The 18,362-nt window shown below is 44.5% G+C and carries 17 protein-coding genes, 1 tRNA gene and 1 pseudogene; 2 read left to right on the top strand and 17 right to left on the bottom strand.

Translation table 11 applies throughout. The features are described from left to right. Positions 1-18: 18 nt before the first annotated feature. The 12 genes and pseudogenes from AC6I2O_RS18585 to spoIIIAA all read right to left on the bottom strand — a co-directional run. Positions 19-111, bottom strand: a pseudogene (locus AC6I2O_RS18585) (DUF2992 domain-containing protein); the annotation flags it as partial. A 1,007-nt stretch (positions 112-1,118) separates the two neighbouring features. Continuing rightward, positions 1,119-1,192: transfer RNA gene (locus tag AC6I2O_RS18580), tRNA-Pro, on the bottom strand. A gap of 100 nt (positions 1,193-1,292) precedes the next feature. Beyond that, entirely contained in the window at positions 1,293-2,213 is a 921-nt protein-coding gene (locus AC6I2O_RS18575; protein ID WP_497743454.1) for a sugar phosphate nucleotidyltransferase, read from the bottom strand. A gap of 139 nt (positions 2,214-2,352) precedes the next feature. Then, positions 2,353-3,843, bottom strand: coding sequence for an AAA family ATPase (locus AC6I2O_RS18570; protein WP_120391640.1), 1,491 nt, complete (start codon positions 3,841-3,843; stop codon positions 2,353-2,355). Between the two features lie 187 nt (positions 3,844-4,030). Next, positions 4,031-4,699 (bottom strand): SpoIIIAH-like family protein, encoded by a 669-nt coding sequence (locus AC6I2O_RS18565; protein WP_497743453.1) that lies wholly within the window; start codon positions 4,697-4,699, stop codon positions 4,031-4,033. A 19-nt stretch (positions 4,700-4,718) separates the two neighbouring features. Continuing rightward, on the bottom strand, positions 4,719-5,282 hold the full coding sequence (locus tag AC6I2O_RS18560) for a SpoIIIAG-related protein (RefSeq protein WP_497743452.1): 564 nt from the start codon (positions 5,280-5,282) through the stop codon (positions 4,719-4,721). 6 nt (positions 5,283-5,288) lie between these two features. Further along, entirely contained in the window at positions 5,289-5,789 is a 501-nt protein-coding gene (locus AC6I2O_RS18555) for a stage III sporulation protein AF (RefSeq protein WP_120391638.1), read from the bottom strand. Between the two features lie 3 nt (positions 5,790-5,792). Continuing rightward, the gene (locus tag AC6I2O_RS18550) at positions 5,793-6,980 is read right to left on the bottom strand and encodes a stage III sporulation protein AE (protein ID WP_497743451.1); all 1,188 of its coding nucleotides are present in this window, start codon (positions 6,978-6,980) and stop codon (positions 5,793-5,795) included. A 12-nt stretch (positions 6,981-6,992) separates the two neighbouring features. After that, positions 6,993-7,370: a SpoIIIAC/SpoIIIAD family protein gene (locus tag AC6I2O_RS18545; protein ID WP_497743450.1), complete on the bottom strand. Its 378-nt coding sequence runs from the start codon at positions 7,368-7,370 to the stop codon at positions 6,993-6,995. Positions 7,371-7,380: 10 nt separating this feature from the next. Then, positions 7,381-7,575 carry a stage III sporulation protein AC gene (gene spoIIIAC, locus AC6I2O_RS18540; protein ID WP_120391635.1) on the bottom strand — a complete coding sequence of 65 codons (195 nt, stop codon included), beginning with the start codon at positions 7,573-7,575 and terminating at the stop codon, positions 7,381-7,383. Positions 7,576-7,603: 28 nt separating this feature from the next. Next, a complete protein-coding gene (locus AC6I2O_RS18535; protein WP_120391634.1) occupies positions 7,604-8,164 on the bottom strand; it encodes a stage III sporulation protein AB in 561 nt (186 codons plus the stop codon). A gap of 22 nt (positions 8,165-8,186) precedes the next feature. Beyond that, complete coding sequence (gene spoIIIAA, locus AC6I2O_RS18530) at positions 8,187-9,173, bottom strand: stage III sporulation protein AA (protein ID WP_497743449.1); 987 nt, start codon at positions 9,171-9,173, stop codon at positions 8,187-8,189. 189 nt (positions 9,174-9,362) lie between these two features. On the opposite strand from spoIIIAA, the gene arcC reads away from it, so the two are divergent. After that, a complete protein-coding gene (gene arcC / locus AC6I2O_RS18525; protein WP_120391633.1) occupies positions 9,363-10,289 on the top strand; it encodes a carbamate kinase in 927 nt (308 codons plus the stop codon). A 60-nt stretch (positions 10,290-10,349) separates the two neighbouring features. Here the strand turns inward: arcC and AC6I2O_RS18520 are convergent, their stop codons facing one another. Genes AC6I2O_RS18520 through AC6I2O_RS18510 form a run of 3 tightly spaced genes read right to left on the bottom strand, consistent with a single transcriptional unit; the run spans position 10,350 to position 15,121 of the window. Further along, positions 10,350-12,875 carry a histidine kinase N-terminal 7TM domain-containing diguanylate cyclase/phosphohydrolase gene (locus AC6I2O_RS18520; RefSeq protein ID WP_497743448.1) on the bottom strand — a complete coding sequence of 842 codons (2,526 nt, stop codon included), beginning with the start codon at positions 12,873-12,875 and terminating at the stop codon, positions 10,350-10,352. After that, the gene (locus tag AC6I2O_RS18515) at positions 12,862-14,505 is read right to left on the bottom strand and encodes a GH3 domain-containing protein (RefSeq protein ID WP_497743460.1); all 1,644 of its coding nucleotides are present in this window, start codon (positions 14,503-14,505) and stop codon (positions 12,862-12,864) included. The genes AC6I2O_RS18520 and AC6I2O_RS18515 overlap by 14 nt, the downstream gene beginning before the upstream one ends. Before the next feature lie 40 nt (positions 14,506-14,545). Then, positions 14,546-15,121, bottom strand: coding sequence for a hypothetical protein (locus tag AC6I2O_RS18510; RefSeq protein ID WP_120391631.1), 576 nt, complete (start codon positions 15,119-15,121; stop codon positions 14,546-14,548). Between the two features lie 224 nt (positions 15,122-15,345). On the opposite strand from AC6I2O_RS18510, the gene AC6I2O_RS18505 reads away from it, so the two are divergent. Further along, on the top strand, positions 15,346-16,875 hold the full coding sequence (locus AC6I2O_RS18505; RefSeq protein WP_497741803.1) for a hypothetical protein: 1,530 nt from the start codon (positions 15,346-15,348) through the stop codon (positions 16,873-16,875). A 287-nt stretch (positions 16,876-17,162) separates the two neighbouring features. Here AC6I2O_RS18505 and AC6I2O_RS18500 read toward each other — a convergent pair whose 3' ends face one another. After that, on the bottom strand, positions 17,163-17,597 hold the full coding sequence (locus tag AC6I2O_RS18500) for a dUTP diphosphatase (RefSeq protein ID WP_120391694.1): 435 nt from the start codon (positions 17,595-17,597) through the stop codon (positions 17,163-17,165). A 72-nt stretch (positions 17,598-17,669) separates the two neighbouring features. Continuing rightward, the gene (gene nrdG / locus AC6I2O_RS18495; protein ID WP_120391630.1) at positions 17,670-18,161 is read right to left on the bottom strand and encodes an anaerobic ribonucleoside-triphosphate reductase activating protein; all 492 of its coding nucleotides are present in this window, start codon (positions 18,159-18,161) and stop codon (positions 17,670-17,672) included. Between the last annotated feature and the right edge of the window lie 201 nt (positions 18,162-18,362).

Genomic DNA, 18,362 nt, shown 5'->3' with positions numbered 1-18,362 from the left:
TCCGGTATTCTGAATCTATTTCCGTACTTCTCGCTGTACCCGTTTAGGATTGCGACCAGCTTCTTTTACATCAGTTTCCATAGCCGGACTAAATCGTAACCTATTCTTCAAAGTATGCCACATATCAGAAAGTAACCCACGCGGACAGGTTACCTCACTTATGGAGAGTTATTTTTTATATTTTAAAGGATTTTTGTGTTGCCTTTTTAACAAACCGCTTGCAACCATCTTCTCAGCCTGGTTACCTTGAAAAGCAATAGAAAACATAGTCTTAACAACTTTAAGGGTTCAAAGGACCGTTTCTATTCAGTACTAATGACAAATCAAATAAATAAATGTCAGTAGCGCAATCAAAAATAAACCAAATTGTATCAAATCATTAAAACTAAACTTATTCTTCATAAGCCCTCACTCCCACTCTATGTAAAACTTTAACCAATATCTCTTTATAAAGCACTTGCTCTTTCAAAATATAACATAATTTCCAGAATATATAAATATCTATTTAAATATTATTGAACTATAATATTTAATATGATATAATAAATTTGTCGGGATAAAACCTGTGGATTGAAATAATAATATTTTAATAGAGGAGAGCTTGCTAATTCAAAAACTTCTGCGAACTCTTCTTTTTTTATGTATTTTGTTAATACAACATGAATCGATATATCCGTAGGTTGATCGCCACTATAAAATTTCGTTCATTGTAAATTCAATGAACTTGACTTTCCAATTATAAGTATTCTGCTTGTACTAAAGGAGTATAGTTCAATGATAAATAGAGAAATATTTAGAAGCGATACTACCAGAAATGCACGAAATGAAAAATGACCTTGAAGTTTCAGATACATTATATCTTCTATCATACCTTTTATTATTTTTTAACTTCCATTATCCATTGTTAGAGGTAAAACAACATGTATTCACTAAAATCATCCTTTATTTTACCAATAAATATGTTCTAGTTTCAGACAACATTAATCACCAAACATATTTTAATCATAGCCAATATATTCTATCTAATTCGATTCTTCAAACAAAAAACTCCCACTAATAAATAATGGAAGTTTTCCAATATGCTTATAAATACAAACATTTCATCAGTCTTCTTGAAATCGGGGCAACAGGATTTGAACCTGCGACCTCTCGGCCCCCAGCCGAGCGCGCTACCAAGCTACGCCATACCCCGGAACATTTCTATTTTACTAGAAATGTCTTCTGTTGTAAAGTCTTATTTTCTCTTAGAAATAACCATTTCTGATACAGATCGCATCACAACCACGCTTGTTTTAAAACAGCTTTTCCGGATAAACGCCATCCTGTACAAGATCAAGAAAAGCCTGCTTCACATAAGGCACGTCCTCCCGGAAAGTCACGCCAAACCACTTATCCCTGGAAGGCAAAACAGTAAGCTTTACACGTTTTTCCTGAATCAGCCCGTCCACGATTGTCGGTAACAGATACTCTCCCGTCAGCATACAGTCGTCAAGCTCTGACAGAAACTTTGCGAAACCTTGTTCCAGTTCGTCGATAAAATCCGGAGTAAAGCCCCAGAAATTCATGGACACAAGACTTTTCGCGTCAAGCGACTGCTGTGTGCCGTCCGGCAGAGATACGGCAGCGCCTGATTCTGTTTTTATGATATTTTTTGTCTCGCGTATTGCAGAAAGTTCCCCGTTCTCTCCGATACGGCAAAGCCCTCTCGTAACGCCTCCATGCTCGGAAAGTGTATTTTCCAGTACAAAACCCGCCATACAGAACTGATACACACCCTTCTGTGCTTCCCCGGCATTTACCAGATAATCATGCACCTTTCGGAACGCATCCTTTCCATAATAATCATCTGCATTGATGACTGCAAACGGTTCCTTTACGATTCCCTTGCAAGCCAGAATTGCCTGTCCGGTCCCCCACGGTTTTTTCCGCTCTGGCGGAACTAAGAAGCCTTCGGGTACATCTTCCAGCTCCTGAAATGCATACTCCACCGGAACCTGTTTTGCAATACGCTCCCCGATAATCTGTTTAAAATCTTCAAACATGTTTTTGCGAATCACAAAAACGACCTTGTTGAAGCCTGCCTCCAGTGCATCATAAATGGAATAATCCATAATAATTTCACCGGACGGACCAAATGACGTGAGTTGTTTTACCCCTCCGCCAAAGCGGCTCCCGATTCCGGCAGCCATAATAACCAATGTTGTATTTTCCATTATGCTCCCCTGTATTTCTTTTTTCATTCAAGCTCGTTTCAAAATGCCCTCTGAAGGTATCATAGCATAGTGTATCGTAAAAAGCTACCGACAGTTTCCTTAAGAATTCTAAGGAAACACTGATTCAATCATCATTTTCCTATGACATCAGCAGTTCCCGTACCTGCTCGCCATCAAAAATCACTTCCTGCACCTGATTGATTTCAATCTGATAAAGCGCATTGGCAGCGATATGCTCCGCGGCCTGCTCCAGGTCCCGGATGCCGCTTGTATTTGCGTATATCTCAATCACTTCATCCAGGGCTTCCGGTGTCAGCGCACATTCATTCTCATACAGTCCCATACGCTTCAAAACCTTCGGTAGTGCGAATTTCGAAAAGATCACTTTTTTCTCTTCCCGTGTATAGTCCGGAATATCAATCACAGCAAAGCGGGACATCAAAGGTGCGCTGATCTTCGTCTTATCGTTTGCCGTGGCGATCGGATATACGCCCACCGTCGGAACCATACATTCGATGTAATTGTCCGTAAAGCCGAGGTTATCCAAGAGTGTCAGCAGTACATCCGCCGGATTGCCGTTGCCTTTTCCGGCTGCTGCCTTATCCAGTTCATTGATGATAAAAACAAGGTTGGACTCCCCCGCCATGGAAAATGCTTCCAGAATAATACCCGGTTTTGCATTGGAATAAATGCGTGAACTTCCTGTTAGCTGTTCCGGATCGTTGATTGAGCTCATATCCAGAGTTGTCCACGGCAACTTCAGAATCCGTGCAACCGCATAAGCCACCTGAGACTTTCCCGTTCCGGCAGGTCCTACCAGCAAAAGACCGTATGCCGGAAGCGTATGCGTACGGTTGATCTGAATGATCGTCTCAATAATACGCTGCTTTACCCGCTCCATTCCATAAAGTTCCTCATCAAGAATCCGGCGCGCCTCCGCAGGATCAATGGATTCAAAATATTGATTTTTCCACTGGATATTCATCATAATAGACAGCGCTCGTTGCGCATGACGCCGTTCCTCCGGCGTAACTTCATGGGATCGGGCAACAGCAAGATTCCTCCGTGCCCAGAGCCGGATATTATCAGGCAATGTTTTTCCCGCGCACGTCATAAAATCCGAGATGCTCTGAAGACTTGTAAGCTTCATCACATCGCCGGTTTCCTCCTTATCATCATCCTCTTCCTCATCGGCAGGAGCACTGCTTGCCAGGAGCCGTTCAATCATAAACTGCAAAAAGCCATCCTCTGCAGAAAGCTTTGTTCCTCCGCCGAAGGCAATTTCCCGAATCCGGTAAACCGCATACCCCTCCTGTCGGTTCTCTCCTGACAACCGCACATGGATACGGTTTTCCCCCATCCATCGGATGAGGCTCACAAAACGGGCGTCAATCTGTAAAATATCAGCGCTGACCACCTCGCCTGCCTCGTCAAATTCGAACGCTGTTTTTTTATCTGGCTTTGCGAAAACGCCGCTGGAATGGTGTTTCCATTCCTGTTCCCTGTTATCCAGAACCAAAATTGGCTTTTCCGGAGAAGCTTTTGCCTCATTGGATCGAACGATCCTGTATGTACACTCAAACTCGTCTGTCTTGACTGATGTGCTGCTGCTGAAATCAAATACCGGCATGATCGACACTCCTTATTTTTCACAAATTAAGATGAAAGTTCCAAAATATCTCTACCATCATACCATATATTTTTCTCATTACAAGAATATTTCACCGGAGCTACTCAAATTCATCAAAGTTTTCGCTATGCGAAAAAGGAATGCTGCAAAATACAGTGTTGTATTTAGGCAGCATCCCTCTCTTCAGTTATTTTTCCATTGTATCTGCTACATAATAATCTTTTGGTGTAATAATAATATTTTCGCCGGATATATCCGTTTTTCTCTTTACCGCATCCTCAATCTGAGCCCGCTGTGCATCTGTCAGCTCGGCCTCATTTACTACAACATCACAGCTTCCGTCTGAAATGCTTACAACGCAACCGGCGAAGCCTTTTGACTCAAGTAACAGTTCTGCCGCAGCTTCCTTTTCTGCAATCTGCGTCATTTCTGTCATCGTAGCGACTGCGTTCTGTTTCTGATCTTCTGAAATACCTGTGTTATTGATGATCTCAAGCAGTGTCTCCTTGCTCTTTGCGCGCACCTGCTCCCGGTTCAGCTTTGCAGCCGCCAGAATACCGTCATTCGCCTGAGAGCTTGCCAGTACGGCTTCACCTACGCTACCCTGATCGGTTGCGCTTCCTGATGCTTCAATTCCGTCATCGTCCAGGCTTACGATATCCGCATAATTATCTGTGTATGTATCCGATGATACGGCTGAAGTCCCTGCATCAGTCAGCAGCACTGTATCATCTCCGTTCACCACATCGGTCTTTTTACCCAGGATCCTGCCTGAATAATTCAGATAGCCGGCGATTGCAATCATGATCGCCAGTGTTGTAATAATGATCTGGTTTTTCTTAAAAATACGTTTCACTGAAATCCTCCTCATTTCATTATTTCATTTTCATTACTTTGATTTTATGCGCCGGAACATTAAATAATGCCATAACTGCTTCTGTTATCTCACTTGTAATGGAAGCATTTCCCGCTCCCTGTGCAATTACCAGAACGCCGTCTATTTCCGGTGCCAACTTTTCCATGATGTAAGGGGTTTCATTGCCGTAACTGTCCTTTTGATACACTGTACTCTCATTGCTTTTTATCTCACTGGAATTCCCGGAATTTCCCTCATTTCCGCCCACCTCCTCTCCCCGGGACTGCTCCAGATCTTTTTCCACAATATTTTTGCCTCCTGATTTCAGCGTCAGCATGACCTCAGTACGGCCAATCCCGTCTACCTGGGCAAGAATCCGTTTCAGACGATTTTCAAGTTCTGCAACGCCAAACGGATCCTCTGTCACAGCTTCCGTCTCTTTTTCTCTGGTTTGGGGAAGGATTTCTGGCTGTGGCTGTGTCTCCGACGGGAGTGAAATGACAAGCAAAAGCACACCCGCCAGAAGCAGTATCATAATCTGGTCCTTTTTCAGACTTTTTATTTTCCCCAGCCATTCCTTCAAACCTGGTCACCTCCGCCCCGTTATGACAATATCCTTTTTATCAACCATATATAAAGTAAAAAGCTCTTCTTTCAAAGCATCACTTTGCCTTGTATCTTTCAATTCCCAGACCGATATTTCTATTTTTTTCACCCGATACGGATCCGCCTCATCAACCTCGAAAAGAATTTCCACCGGTTCCAGCCCGTAAGAAGCCGTCATTTCCCGAATCTGACGGCGCAGCTCCTCCTGATACGCCCGCGCAATCCGATCATCCTTGAGTTCTTCCATCCCAATTGCAAACGTCTCCATATCATAAGATTCCTCGCGCAAAAATTCCATCTGCAAAAGCCGCTCAAATCCTCCCTCTCCGGTAAAAACATTCAAAATAGGGCGAACCGCAATCAAAAACAGCAGCAGTCCTGCATAAAACCGGACATACTTGGTAAATTTCCCCTGCGGCAGCAAATGCATCAGAATCGTTATGACGCACATGCTTCCAGTCATTGTTTTCAACCACTGCTCCATCACTTATCCCCCTTTCACCGAAGAAGTAACCATTGCAATCGAAATTACAAATACAGACACATTCATGACCAAAATTTTAAGCAGCAGTACCGCGCTTCTGGAAATGCTTCCGATTCCCTCTACCATTCTCCGCTCACTGACTGGCTGAATAAACGCACATAAAAGCCGGAAAATAAAAATACATACAGCCAGTTTTACAAGCGGTAACATACAGATCAGCAGCAATGCCAGAATCCCGGCAGTCCCGGCTGCATTTTTAATCACCAGTGCACAGGCCCCCACCGTCTCCGCAGCAGAATCCAGCAAACCACCGATTCCTGGAATTGCCTTTGCAAGTCGTTGCAATGACGTGCTCTTCAGCGCATCCACGGATGGCGTGACGAGACACTGCACTGCCTGCAGACCAACCACCAGGCCCGTAACCGTTTTCAGTACCCATCCGACTCCCATTTCCAGAAGATCTGCAAACCGCGAAAAGTAATCCTCCTCCGACATCTGATTCAGAATTAGCAATACCAGATAAAAATTGATCACCGGAAGAACCATTCGAATCACAAGATTCTGCGTCAGATTGATGCCAAGCAGAGTCACTTCATAAAACCCGAGCGCTGATATGGAACCGGCACACAAAACCACAGCTCCAACATAAACCGGCAACAAAATTTTCATAAAAGAATTAATCTGGCTGCATGTATCCAGCACAATCTGATTCATTGCCATAAAAGAATGGATCAACAGACCGCAGATCAGCAGATACATCATATAAAAACTGATATCCGCAATCTGGCTGCTGTTAAATACCCGGATAAAGTTTGAAAAAATAGCTGAGGCCAGTACAATAATGAGAATCTGTAATGCCATCCTCCTTTGCTGTTCCAGCTCTGACAGAAACATCCTCACAAGCATTCCGGGCAGTTCTTTGATGTCAAACGGAATTTCCCCGTGCAAAAGCTTCTGAAACGTATCTGCAAAAGAAAATTCAGTATTACCCGGAAGTTCGGAAATCTCTTGGTCAATACGTTCCAGATCAAGCAGGCCACTGATTTCTTCTAATTCCTCCATCCAACCGGACGTGGTATCTTCCTGCTGCACGGAAGAACTTTCTCCGTCAGATACTTCTGCAGCAGCCTGGGTACCGCAATTCCAAAACAGGACTGCCAGTTCCAAAAACAGGACCAACATCAGTCTCATCCTCGCCCTCCTCTACAGAAAATCATATACTGCCTCCAACAGTGCAAGAATAATCGGAGAGCTAATCGCAAGTATTGAAATTTTTCCGAAAATTTCAATCTGTCCGGCTACTGAACTATATCCGGCATCCCGGCAGATATTTGCAGAAAAATCTGCCAGATATGTAATTCCGATGATTTTCAGCAGAATCCGGAAATAGTCCTTCTGTCCTTCAAAATAGGAACTGAACGTATTAATCATCCCAAACACCCCTGAGAGCTTTGTCAGACTGTAAAAAATAATCAGCAGGCAGGTAGCCAGGCTGATTACTTCCGCAAAAGGGGACTTCAACTGCCGCAGAAACAATCCAAGCATCACGCCGGAGAGTCCAAGGCATACAATTTTTATCATATTCATTTTTTTACAGCGCAAACAGGGATTTGATCGTCTCAAAGAGCTGGCTGATATAAGGAACCAGCCAGAACAATACCAGCACCAGCCCCGCAATCCCGGTTAAAAATGCATGCTCCTCTCTCCCGCTCTGTTTGAGAATCTGCCCCATCACAGAGACAAGAATTCCTACTGCGGCTATTTTAAAGATCAGATTTACACTCATGGCTCACCCTTCTTTCCTGGCAGCTTTATCAAAGCAGCACAATAATAAGAAATATGCCTGCCGACGTACTCAGTCTGCGTGTCAGCGTACTTTTTTCCTGATAGCGCTCAAGCTCCCTCTGATACATATTTTTAAACCGTTCGGCATGTTTCTGAAGCATGGTCCGCTGCATAATGGTATCTGCATTGCACAGCGCATCTGCTGCCTCCCGAAAAGCAGATTTTTCTTCTTCTGTCAGAATCTGTGGCGGAATGCACTGTTCCAGAGCGTTTCTCCAGATATCAGCAAACACTTTCCCCTCCCGCCTTACAGTGCCTGATGCCGTCTCTTTTAATACATCAGAAAGCTCTGTCGTACACTGCTGGGCTGCATTTTGAAGTGCCTCCGGCACCGGGGAACGATGAAACGTCATTTCTTTTTCCAAAAAAGCCAGCAGATCGTACATCTCCCGCAAAAGAATGCATTTATGTTTCATACCTTTGTCTATCTGCATCCCCATCAGAAGGCTTGCTGCCATAATACAGCAGGCTCCGATTGTTTTCACATAAAGCTGCACGTTCTCTCCCCCCAACCGCCTGCTTTTCCCCATCTGCCTTTCTTCACAGATCACTTCAGGATGCCCGATACAAAAGATTGCCCTTCAAATCCAGAATCATCCTGACTGTCCCCACCGGATTTTTCCCAAGTACGACAAAGCGTTCAAATACCGGCAAAACCCCTCCGCGATCATCCGCTGCCATTTCGCTGCCTGTCAGACGCCCTGCCGCATCCTCAAAAGAATATCCATGCATCGTAGCAAGCAGACGGCAGCCGCAGTTTTTCACATATTCCAGAGCTTCCCTGTCTTCCAGGCTTCCGATCTCATCCACCGCAATCACCTGCGGCGCCATGGATCGAAGCAGCATCATCATACCCTGCCGTTTCGGGCAACAGTCCAGAACATCTGTACGAATCCCAATGTCATTTTGTGGAACTCCAAGATACGAGCCTGCAATTTCCGAACGCTCATCCACAACGCCCACGGTCATACCTGCCTGTCTTTTCGAACCGTTGGACAGCTGACGGATGATATCCCGAAGCAGCGTTGTCTTACCGCAGCCGGGAGGTGAAATAATCAGCGTGTTACAAAACCCCTCCTCTGAAAACAGATAAGGCAGCACCAAATCTGCACAGCCGCGAAGCTGATGAGCCAGTCGGATGTTCAGAAAAGATATATGGCGAATACACGAAACCGTATCCCCCTCCATCACAATCCTGCCGGATAATCCCACCCGATGTCCTCCGGGAACAGTAAGGAATCCCTGTTTCAGTTCCTCCGAAAACGCATAGAGTGAATATCCGGAAATGTATTCCAGCGTCTCCGCAATCTCCTCCCCTGTCACAATACATGTGTCGTCTTCCACACAGTTTGAAAGCATTCCGTCACAGTTTAGTGCAAACTCCTGTCCCTGATAGGAAAGAAGCAAAGGCTTCCCTGCCCGCAAACGGATTTCTTGTAACCCTTCCGGGTCAATCCTACTTTGTGCAAGCAGCATTCGCAGACGTACAGCCAGCAGACAATAAATTGTTTCTTCATACGCGTTCTTTTCCATTGGCATACCAGACTCCTTTTGCTCCTGCTTTCAATATATGGGACAGCCTTTCCTGATATGACTCCTTTTTGCCAAAATCCTTCCCTTCCTTTTCTCGGCAGAAGCTCTCCTTTTTCTGTTTGCTTTTTTACCGGAGAAATACTATAATATTGTCAGGTAATTGAACTGAATTTAAGAAAGCATGAGGATTCCCATATGAAGAAAAAAGTTGTGGTTGCTCTGGGCCATAAAGCCCTTGGCACAACGTTTCCTGAGCAACAGTCGGCCCTTAAAGCCTCAGTGCCGATTCTGGCAGATCTGATCGAAGAAGGAGCGCAGCTTATTATTACGCACAGCAATGCTCCCCAGGTAGGCATGATTCACACTGCCATGAATGAATTTGCCAAATTTCATGATACATACGGAGCTCCCATGTCCGTCTGCTCTGCCATGAGTCAGGGCTATATTGGCTACGACATCCAAAACGCGCTGCGCTGCGAGCTTCTAAAACGTGGTATTTACAAAACAGTAGCCACTGTACTTACACAAGTTACCGTAGACCCGTACGATGAAGCTTTCTATCATCCCATCAAAGTAATCGGCCGTTATCTCACTGCAGAGGAAGCCGCCGCGGAAGAGAAAAAGGGAAACTATGTTATAGAAGAGCCTGGAAAGGGCTTTCGCCGAATCGTAGCCTCTCCGAAACCGCTTGATATTGTAGAAATTGATGCGATCAATGCGCTTGTGGATGCCGGACACATCGTGATTGCCGGAGGCGGGGGCGGGATTCCTGTTCTCAAACAGGGAAGCAACTTAAAAGGCGCCAGCGCCGTAATTGAAAAAGACCTCGTCAGCGGACGGCTCGCAGATCTGACCGATGCAGATATTCTTATGCTTCTGACAAACGACGAATTTGTCTGCCTGCATCATGACTCCGAGCATCCGATACCGCTTCAGAATATCACTCCAGGTGAAGCGCTGAAGCATATTGAAAATAAAGAATTCGGCAAAAATAAGATGTTGCCCAAAGTCGAGGCTGCCGTACATTTTGTTTCACAAAAAAATGGCCGCAAGGCGATTATCACCTCCGCGGACCATGCAAAAGACGCATACCTTGGCAAAACAGGTACCGTTATCTCATAAAATAAGGCTGCTACAAGTGCTTTCGTTCAAGTTCTTGCAGCAGCCCTTCTTTATGTATGTTTATGGACTTTCCGGCGCCATCAGCCGTATCTCAATCTTTTCCTCACGTACCATTCGGATAAACACATCCGCCAGCTTTGGATCAAACTGGCCAAACCGCTCTTCCTCCAGTACCCGCAATGCCTGTTCTACCGGCATCGCCTTTTTGTAGCTTCGTTTGGAAATCATCGCATCAAACGAATCTACTACACACAGGATTCTTCCCATTACCGGAATATCCTCCCCTGCAATCCCACGCGGATAACCACAACCATCATAGCGCTCATGATGCGAAAGCACCGCCGGAATCACGTAATCCAGCGAAGGCAGGTGACGGATAATACCGATTGCATTTTCCACGTGACCTTTCATAATCTCGTATTCTTCTGCTGACAGTCTGCCCGGCTTGTTCAAAATGTCCTCTCGGACGCCAATTTTTCCGATGTCATGAAGAAGCCCCGCCTCTTTTACAATATCCATGAATTCCTCGTTCATTCCGATTTCCCGTGCAAGCTCTGCTGCATAGTAAGCGACATTCTGGGAATGGCCAAATGTATAATGGTCCTTTGTATCAATCGCCGCCGTCAGCGCATAGATGGTAGAAGCATACGTATCGTAATAGCTGACTTTTCTGTTCTTCTCCTGTTCATTATCCTGTGCTTTGACATCATCAGAATACATGACAACTGCATTCTTTCCGAAACGTTTTGCACTGTACACAGCAAGATCTGCATTCGCAATCAGTTCCTCGGCACTTGATGCCATATAGGGCGATGCACAGACTCCACAGCTTAAAGTCAGTGTTTTCATTTTGTAGAGACTCGTCTGCTCATTCATGCTCCGCACCTGATCTGATATAGACTCAGCCAACACCTTCGCCGAATAAATATCATAGGAAGGAAGCAGGATGGAAAATTCTTTTCCGACCATGCGAAAAGCAATTCCTCTGTCTGCTGTCGCTGCATCAATAATCGACGCAATTTTCTTCAGAGCAAGATCTCCCTCCTTTGCCCCGTACAGCTGATTATACAGTTTAAAATCATCCACATTGATCATCACAAGCGCCAGAGAACACTCATGGCACCCTTCAAACTGTTCCTGGATAACCTCATAAAACCTTTTTCGGTTAAACAATCTTGTCAGTTCATCCCTGCGCGCCTCATTGTACGCCTGTTCATACAGTCTGGAATTTTTCACAGCCATGGAGCAGACAGAATTTACGGACAGCAAAAGACTCATATCGTCGTAGCTGTATGCACGCCCTTTTCTTTTTTCAGAAAGCATAATAACGCCTACCAGTTCGCTGTTATCCTTCATGGGGGCAATACAGGCCACGCCCCAGTCTTCAAACTGACGCTTTTCAGCCTCCCACATCGAATGGTAGCTGTTTGTACGCTTGAAGTCCTCCATAAGCAGGCACTGATCATGCGACCGCAAATACTGAATCAACGGGTGATCCTCCGGCAACAGGAAACCTCTTTTTTCAAGCGGGCTGGCCGTCTGTTCCATCACATACGCATTGTCTGCATTCTGGATAAATACATATACCCTGTCAACCTCAATCATTTTCAGGATAACCTCAACGAGGCTTGACAATATTTCTTCCTTTTTCAGTGTCTGCGACACCGTATGGCTGAAATCTTTGATCGTCTGCGCCTGTACCTGTTCTTCTTTTACAAACAGATTATCAAGAAATTTCTTCATTACAATTACGAGAAAATAGATCAGGCCAACCATCAGCATGGCGATAAAAAGCAGCGCCGCAGACTCTCCCATTCCAAGCCTTTTCTCCATCCAGGTCTTCAGAGGCAAAAACATATTCTGAAACAAAAGTGCACTAATTACAAGTGCAATCACGTAACAGTTTGTCGGGGCAATCAGTACTGTAAGCTTAAACATTTTTTTCTTATAAAGTGCATAAAACAAAAAATATGCAAAAAGCATCCCCGATATAATATCCACAGGAATCCCTGAAAAAATCTTTGCCGTGGAAGCCACATTGCCTACTGCTACGATTAAAATTCCAATCAGAATCGGACGGAGCTGCCGAAAGGTCAGTACATCTCCCTTGCAATATTTAAAAAACAGTTGGATGATCTCTGCCAGAAGCACGACAACCGCAAGCGCCAGAAGATAAATCGGCCATCCGTAGCAGTAAATAAATTTCACGTGGCCGTCTGTTCCTGTGACTATTTCAGGCGTGGGGATAAAAATCTGTGTGAACCAGTTCACAATAAAACAGGACAGGAAAAACAGAAACCACAATTTCCTTCTGCCCTTCTGTTTTTCTTCCAGAAAATCCAGATAAAACCGGTAAAATCCATAAGGTACCATCATAATTCCAGCAATTGATACGTAATGCCAGAAATTTACGGATGGCCAGAAGCGAATCCGCATCATAAAAGAGCCGCCGCTCCAAAAAATCAAAATCAGCAAAAGAAGAAGAAAGGAATTGATTACCCTTGTTTTCTTTGCAGACGCAAAAGCCAGAAACAAAAACAGATATCCCAGCAAAGCAATCACCGAAACCCAGCTATAGCTCACCATAACTGCCTCCCTTCCACAGCGGGCCTCTGGCGCTTTGCAGCGCAACAAAGTCCGCCACCTCGCAGGCCGGTGGATTTATTTTACGTATTTTGCATCCATACACGCTCTCATATTTCTCAAAGGTTCCGCATTTTACTACCGTAATATTTAATGGGTCCATGCCAAGAATCTTTTTCAGATCCTTATAATCATCATCCACATATTTTACATACACGCTCAAATGCTCTTTCAGAATCTCTCTGCCAAGCGCTGCTCCTGAAATACAGTCTCGCCTAAGCTCCACATACATATGAAGCTGCGGCCTGTTTTCCTTTGTATATTCCTTCACTGCAAACCAATCCTCAATCTTCAGACCGGATAATTCGATCGCATGACGAATCGATTTTTCCGTAATCCGGGTAAATCCCGCAATATCAATCACCCAAGGTACCCGGTCTATATAGGAAAATCTTGGAATCTTCGTGCCATCTTCCCGGCAGCCGTTTCCAAGACAACGGTATACGTCACCCACACGATACCGCGCAAACGCACCGCCTTTTAAGACTGTAACTACAATCTCATATTTCTCTCCCGCTGTCAGCTCATCCATCAGATAAGTGCGCGGCACATAAGACGGGTCGTCCAGATTTCTGTACATTTCGTTTTCCGGTATAAACTCATAAAAGCAGGCATCCGGAAAAAAGTACATACCGTTCCTGGACCATGCCTCAGTTCCCACACATGTCGGTTCTGTTCCGGCAAAAATCTCCATCGGACGGATGCCCCACATCTCTTCCAGCTCGTCTTTGTAGCACCAGTTATCCGTTCCGGCACACATAAAACCTTTCAGTGTAAACAGATCGCGCGGCAAAAGCTCCCGCTCCTCCTGTCTGCATCTTTTTCTGGCTGAGACATAGCGCAGCATCATCTTCGGAGAAATCTGGTTCAGTTTTCCGGCAAGTGAACCTTTCCCGCCTTCCTGTAAAGCCGAAAGACTTTTACTAACAAAATACGTCACGCTGCCAAGCCCAAAAAAGTACTCAATTCCTTTTTTCAGGCCCATTTTAAATCCTTTTGCATTGCGTTCCTGAAAACTCATATGGACTGCTTCCTTGACAGGAGGCAAATATTCAATATCAATCTCATCATGAAGCAGCAATGGCAAAAGCCCTGTCGCATACGGAAGCGGCGCCAGAGCGTACAGCATATGATCCGTAACTGATATGTCAAAATCGCCGCGCTCTTTTCCGGTTGCCAGAATAAAACATGCCATGACATTTCGTTTATAAGTGTCCAGCATACTCTTCGTATACGGCGCCACTTTCATCGGATACATCCCGCCTTCCCACGTCGTCTGTATCCAAAGTACCGGCTCCTCCGGAAGGCTGGTCGTCTCTTTTCGCAACAGAATATCTGCATAATCATCGTAAGTCGTAAGTGGAACCATGGCACGAAACTCTTCCAGCGTACCGGGACACTTCCCGTTTAAAATCCGCTTTCCAAGCTCACTGCCACACCACAGTTTAATCTCCTCTGCCACGAGGCGCTTCTGCATGTTCATATACTCTTCCATCGTCATATCCAGAAAGCCACAATATTCTTCCCAGATTTCCGATTTTGAGTATCTGCGAAGCTTCTCCTGAAACCGCATCTTCTTCTCCCCCATCAGTCAAAATCTCCTCTTTTGAGGATCATTCTGACTGTTTTGACCGTCTGGTCTGGATCGCCCGCCGTATACTTCTCTGATTCGGTATCAAAAACGGCGTCGTCCTTTTATAATTTTCATAATCCGCAAAAGTAAGCGGAAATGTCCAGTGATCCTGAAAAATTACGTAGCACAGATTTAATATGCTGTAAAACATCCCAGCATAAATCAACTCTGCCGGATATAATGCAATCCCTAGACAAAAATAGAACAGAAAAAACCACAGCACCCCCGGGTGGCGACACAACGCATACATTCCAAAGTCACAGACGCAGGGCTTTTTGCCTACCTCCAGATAGGTACACTCAAAAGGAAGCGCAAAAAATAAGGTGTCAATCAGGAGTAACAAAAATACCCCCGAAAGTACGGCAAAAATCCAAAAACACGCGCCAAGCCGTACCTCAGAAACCGCTTCCAGAATCTGGACCACCGTCACCCCTGCAAGCAGAATATTCCCCAGAAAAAAGAATCCGTGCAGTATCTTTTTCTGCCAGAGAACACTGTTCAGATCATAAATCAAATACAGAAAAAATGTTAAAAGTCCTCCGGCTATCCAGATCATCTTTCCACCTGATGTACCTTCCTGTTTTATCGTTCTATTTACAAAATACTCTTTTTTTCGCTACCATATATCATACCGCAGCCGCTGGCTGCAATCAAACTATAAAAACAAAAGAATCATCCTATTCGTAGATGCACGTGCTATAATGCACTTATACGGTATCTGCGTACCAATCCATCGGGAACTAAATTCCCCTGCAAGCATTCATACGAAAGGATGATCCTATGAACACTATTTTAGAACAATATAAAGATAAAATCAATGGCACATTCTCCTTTTTTGACAGGATGATCATCAAAGGCCATATCCGCCAGTTCTTTTCCACTTCCGGAAAAGGATTTTTCCTCTCTGAACAAAATGTCCTGCTTAAAGATTTTTCGTCTTATGCCAATCAGGTAACTGCGGATATTGTCTCCTATGCAGAAAATATGGCTGCTTCTGATAAACGGCCTTTGATTTACCTTACATCTTCTAAAACTTCAAAGGAACAGGCAGCTTTACAGGCTCTTGAAGAACATCCGGTGGATGAGGGCCTCATCTGTATCCTCTCAGTAGTGGAATACTGCCAGACTCTGCAGCCTAAAAAACATGACAACGGGCTGCTTTCCCTTGACACAGTAAACCGCAAATGCAAATACTATTACTTCTATTTCCTTGATAAGCATTTCGGCTTCATGCATGTCAAGCTCCAGACATGGTTCCCTTTTCTTATCCAGGTCTATATCAATGGGCGGGAATTGATGAAGCATGTCTTTGAGCAAAACGGCATCTCTTACCAGATGTATGACAACTCCTTTTACGAAATCAGCGACATAAAAAAGGCACAGGAGCTTGCCGACAGGTTTGATTCCAAAAGCCTGTGCAGGCAGCTTGACCTCTTTGCACATAAAGTGAACCCTTATCTTGATACGATTGAAAAAACCTTCCACCAGGGATACCACTGGTGTGTGGATCAATGCGAGTACGCTACCGATGTTATGTTTAAGAGCCGGGAGGCTTTGGAGGATATTTATCCATCCCTGGTAGGCCACGCATTCTATGACTTCAACTGTACGGATATTTTTTCTTTTCTTGGGCGTAAACTTCACCATAAGTTTCAGGGAGAGGCAGTCTCCGATTACCGTAAGCGCCCAGAAGGCTGGAGGATTAAATTCAAAATGAAGTCCAACAGTATCAAGATGTATGATAAATTCAGCTGCCTGCGGGTAGAAATGACCATTAATGACCCGAGGGAATTCAAGGTCTATAAGGATGTACAACATGAAGACGGAACTACATCCAAACGGTGGGTTCCCATGGGTAAGTCTATCGCTAACTTATACCGGTATGCTGAAATTTCCAAAGCAGCAAATAAGCGTTTTCTGGATTCCATGCAGAACATAATCCCGGCAAAAACCATTGAAAAGGAGATCAACAGTATCTGTTGTCGGAAAAAACTGGGAGGGAGAAACTACAGCGGATATAATGTCTGGTCTGCCGAGACGTTTCTTCTCTTTGAGTCCGTTTCGGATGGGAAATATCTCATCCGTGGGTTTACGAACAGGGAAATCCGCCATTCAACCAATAGGGCTAATCCCGATTCTGCCAAGGTAAAAGGAAAAACCAGCAGGGAATTTACAAAATTAAGGGCGCATGGACTGATTCGGAAAGTTCCTCATTCAAGAAGGTATCTGGTCAGCGATAAAGGACGCCGTGTAATGGGTGCGCTGATCGAAACCAAAAGAAAAATCTATCCGGAACTTGTAGCAAAATAAACATCCAGCCTGTTAATATTCTTTGAAAAACCTGCCTGACGGACAGGTAGAATACTTGTGTTTTCATACAGGTATTACTGTTTTATTTTTATGTTTTTCTAAATCAATAGCATAATACACTTTTCTGATATGGTAAAGCAAAATCTGTAATTTTGTCACAAAAAAGCATCCGCAAATCCATGCGAATGCCAAAAATTACCAATTATTTAACTTTTCATACAATTTGGTGCATTTTAATAAGTTGAACGGACATTTCCTGTCCGTCATCTTAAATATTCTCCCTCCAGTCAGTTCATGCCAGTACTGCCAAAGCCTCCACGGTCCGGGGCTTCGAGCTGCTCGCATTCCTCAAATCGAATCTGCGGCTGATGCTCCATAATGCGGAACTGACAGATTCTGTCATTCTTATGAATCTGTGTGTCTCTTACAGCCAGGACAGGCATCCTCCACCAGTCATTAGGACCAGCATACGTCTCGTCCACAACTCCCATATGATTTACCTGAATGATTCCGAAATTTTTGAACGTAGAACTGCGCGGAACGATATGCGCCTCATACCCCTTTGGAAGCTGCATCGCAACCCCAAGATGAATCATGCGGAACTCGCCTTTTTTCAACGTCACCTCTTCCGCCGCACGCAGGTCAATCCAATCTGATTTTCCGTCGATATACGTAAGGCGTTTGATTTCATCATCAAGATACTGTATTTTAATCTGTTTCATAAGCACTCCTGTCTGTAGCCTCTTTGGCTTTTTCTGTTTTTTTCTATTTTTTCTTTTCCGTTTTTCCATCAATCAGCCGCAGTGCAATACTACCTTGCCTGATTCCAGTGACTCTCTTACGTCAATCACCCGCTGATTAGCACTTCCCCGCCAGAAAAGTTTCGTATCGCGCAGCTGCTTCACATAAGGCCCGTCAACCAGCACATCAATGTACTTTGCAATCTCCCTGTTTTTCACATACTCCCAGAGATACCCGGTGTACAGCCAGATTGTTTTTCCGGGAAATTCTCTGCGAATTTCTTTGGCAAGCGCCAGCACCTCCGGCTCATTTGTCGGAAACAGAGGATCTCCTCCGCTGAATGTAATCCCTGAAACATAAGACTTTTCAAGCTGTGCAAACAGCTCTTCTTTGTCCTTTTTTTCAAACGGTATTCCTCCCTCGGAATCCCATGTGACCGGATTCTGGCATTCCTCACAGTGATGTCCACAGCCTGCAACCCAGAGCACTACACGCAGGCCATCACCATTTAACATATCGTCCTTCGTAATATTATGATAACGCATAAACACCCGTCCTCTACAATACCATGTATTTTCAAAGGTCTGCATCTACTAGATTATGTACAGACTTCCCTATCGTATCATTTTCGGCCGGTGCCGTCAAGTGGCTGTTCTGCTATTTCTTTTTCTTCTTGTATCAAAGAGTATTCAGACATATGGTCATTTACCTGTTTCATATGCTTTGTTTTCTCGCAAATTTTTTTC

It is taken from the genome of Blautia sp. St.27G3 (assembly GCF_059728505.1).
This window is presented reverse-complemented; position numbering and strand designations above follow the sequence as displayed.

What these genes read in the sequence shown, in the direction of transcription:
- AC6I2O_RS18520 (WP_497743448.1), bottom strand. Translation starts at nt 12,875, where the DNA reads ATGGTGAGCTATAGCTGGGTTTCGGTGATTGCTTTGCTGGGATATCTG.
- nrdG (WP_120391630.1), bottom strand. Translation starts at nt 18,161, where the DNA reads ATGCGTTATCATAATATTACGAAGGACGATATGTTAAATGGTGATGGC.
- AC6I2O_RS18555 (WP_120391638.1), bottom strand. Translation starts at nt 5,789, where the DNA reads ATGGAGCAGTGGTTGAAAACAATGACTGGAAGCATGTGCGTCATAACG.
- AC6I2O_RS18570 (WP_120391640.1), bottom strand. Translation starts at nt 3,843, where the DNA reads ATGCCGGTATTTGATTTCAGCAGCAGCACATCAGTCAAGACAGACGAG.
- AC6I2O_RS18505 (WP_497741803.1), top strand. Translation starts at nt 15,346, where the DNA reads ATGAACACTATTTTAGAACAATATAAAGATAAAATCAATGGCACATTC.
- spoIIIAA (WP_497743449.1), bottom strand. Translation starts at nt 9,173, where the DNA reads ATGCCAATGGAAAAGAACGCGTATGAAGAAACAATTTATTGTCTGCTG.
- AC6I2O_RS18515 (WP_497743460.1), bottom strand. Translation starts at nt 14,505, where the DNA reads ATGCGGTTTCAGGAGAAGCTTCGCAGATACTCAAAATCGGAAATCTGG.
- AC6I2O_RS18535 (WP_120391634.1), bottom strand. Translation starts at nt 8,164, where the DNA reads ATGGGGAAAAGCAGGCGGTTGGGGGGAGAGAACGTGCAGCTTTATGTG.
- AC6I2O_RS18510 (WP_120391631.1), bottom strand. Translation starts at nt 15,121, where the DNA reads ATGATCTGGATAGCCGGAGGACTTTTAACATTTTTTCTGTATTTGATT.
- spoIIIAC (WP_120391635.1), bottom strand. Translation starts at nt 7,575, where the DNA reads ATGAGTGTAAATCTGATCTTTAAAATAGCCGCAGTAGGAATTCTTGTC.
- AC6I2O_RS18575 (WP_497743454.1), bottom strand. Translation starts at nt 2,213, where the DNA reads ATGGAAAATACAACATTGGTTATTATGGCTGCCGGAATCGGGAGCCGC.
- AC6I2O_RS18545 (WP_497743450.1), bottom strand. Translation starts at nt 7,370, where the DNA reads ATGATAAAAATTGTATGCCTTGGACTCTCCGGCGTGATGCTTGGATTG.
- arcC (WP_120391633.1), top strand. Translation starts at nt 9,363, where the DNA reads ATGAAGAAAAAAGTTGTGGTTGCTCTGGGCCATAAAGCCCTTGGCACA.
- AC6I2O_RS18500 (WP_120391694.1), bottom strand. Translation starts at nt 17,597, where the DNA reads ATGAAACAGATTAAAATACAGTATCTTGATGATGAAATCAAACGCCTT.
- AC6I2O_RS18550 (WP_497743451.1), bottom strand. Translation starts at nt 6,980, where the DNA reads ATGAGACTGATGTTGGTCCTGTTTTTGGAACTGGCAGTCCTGTTTTGG.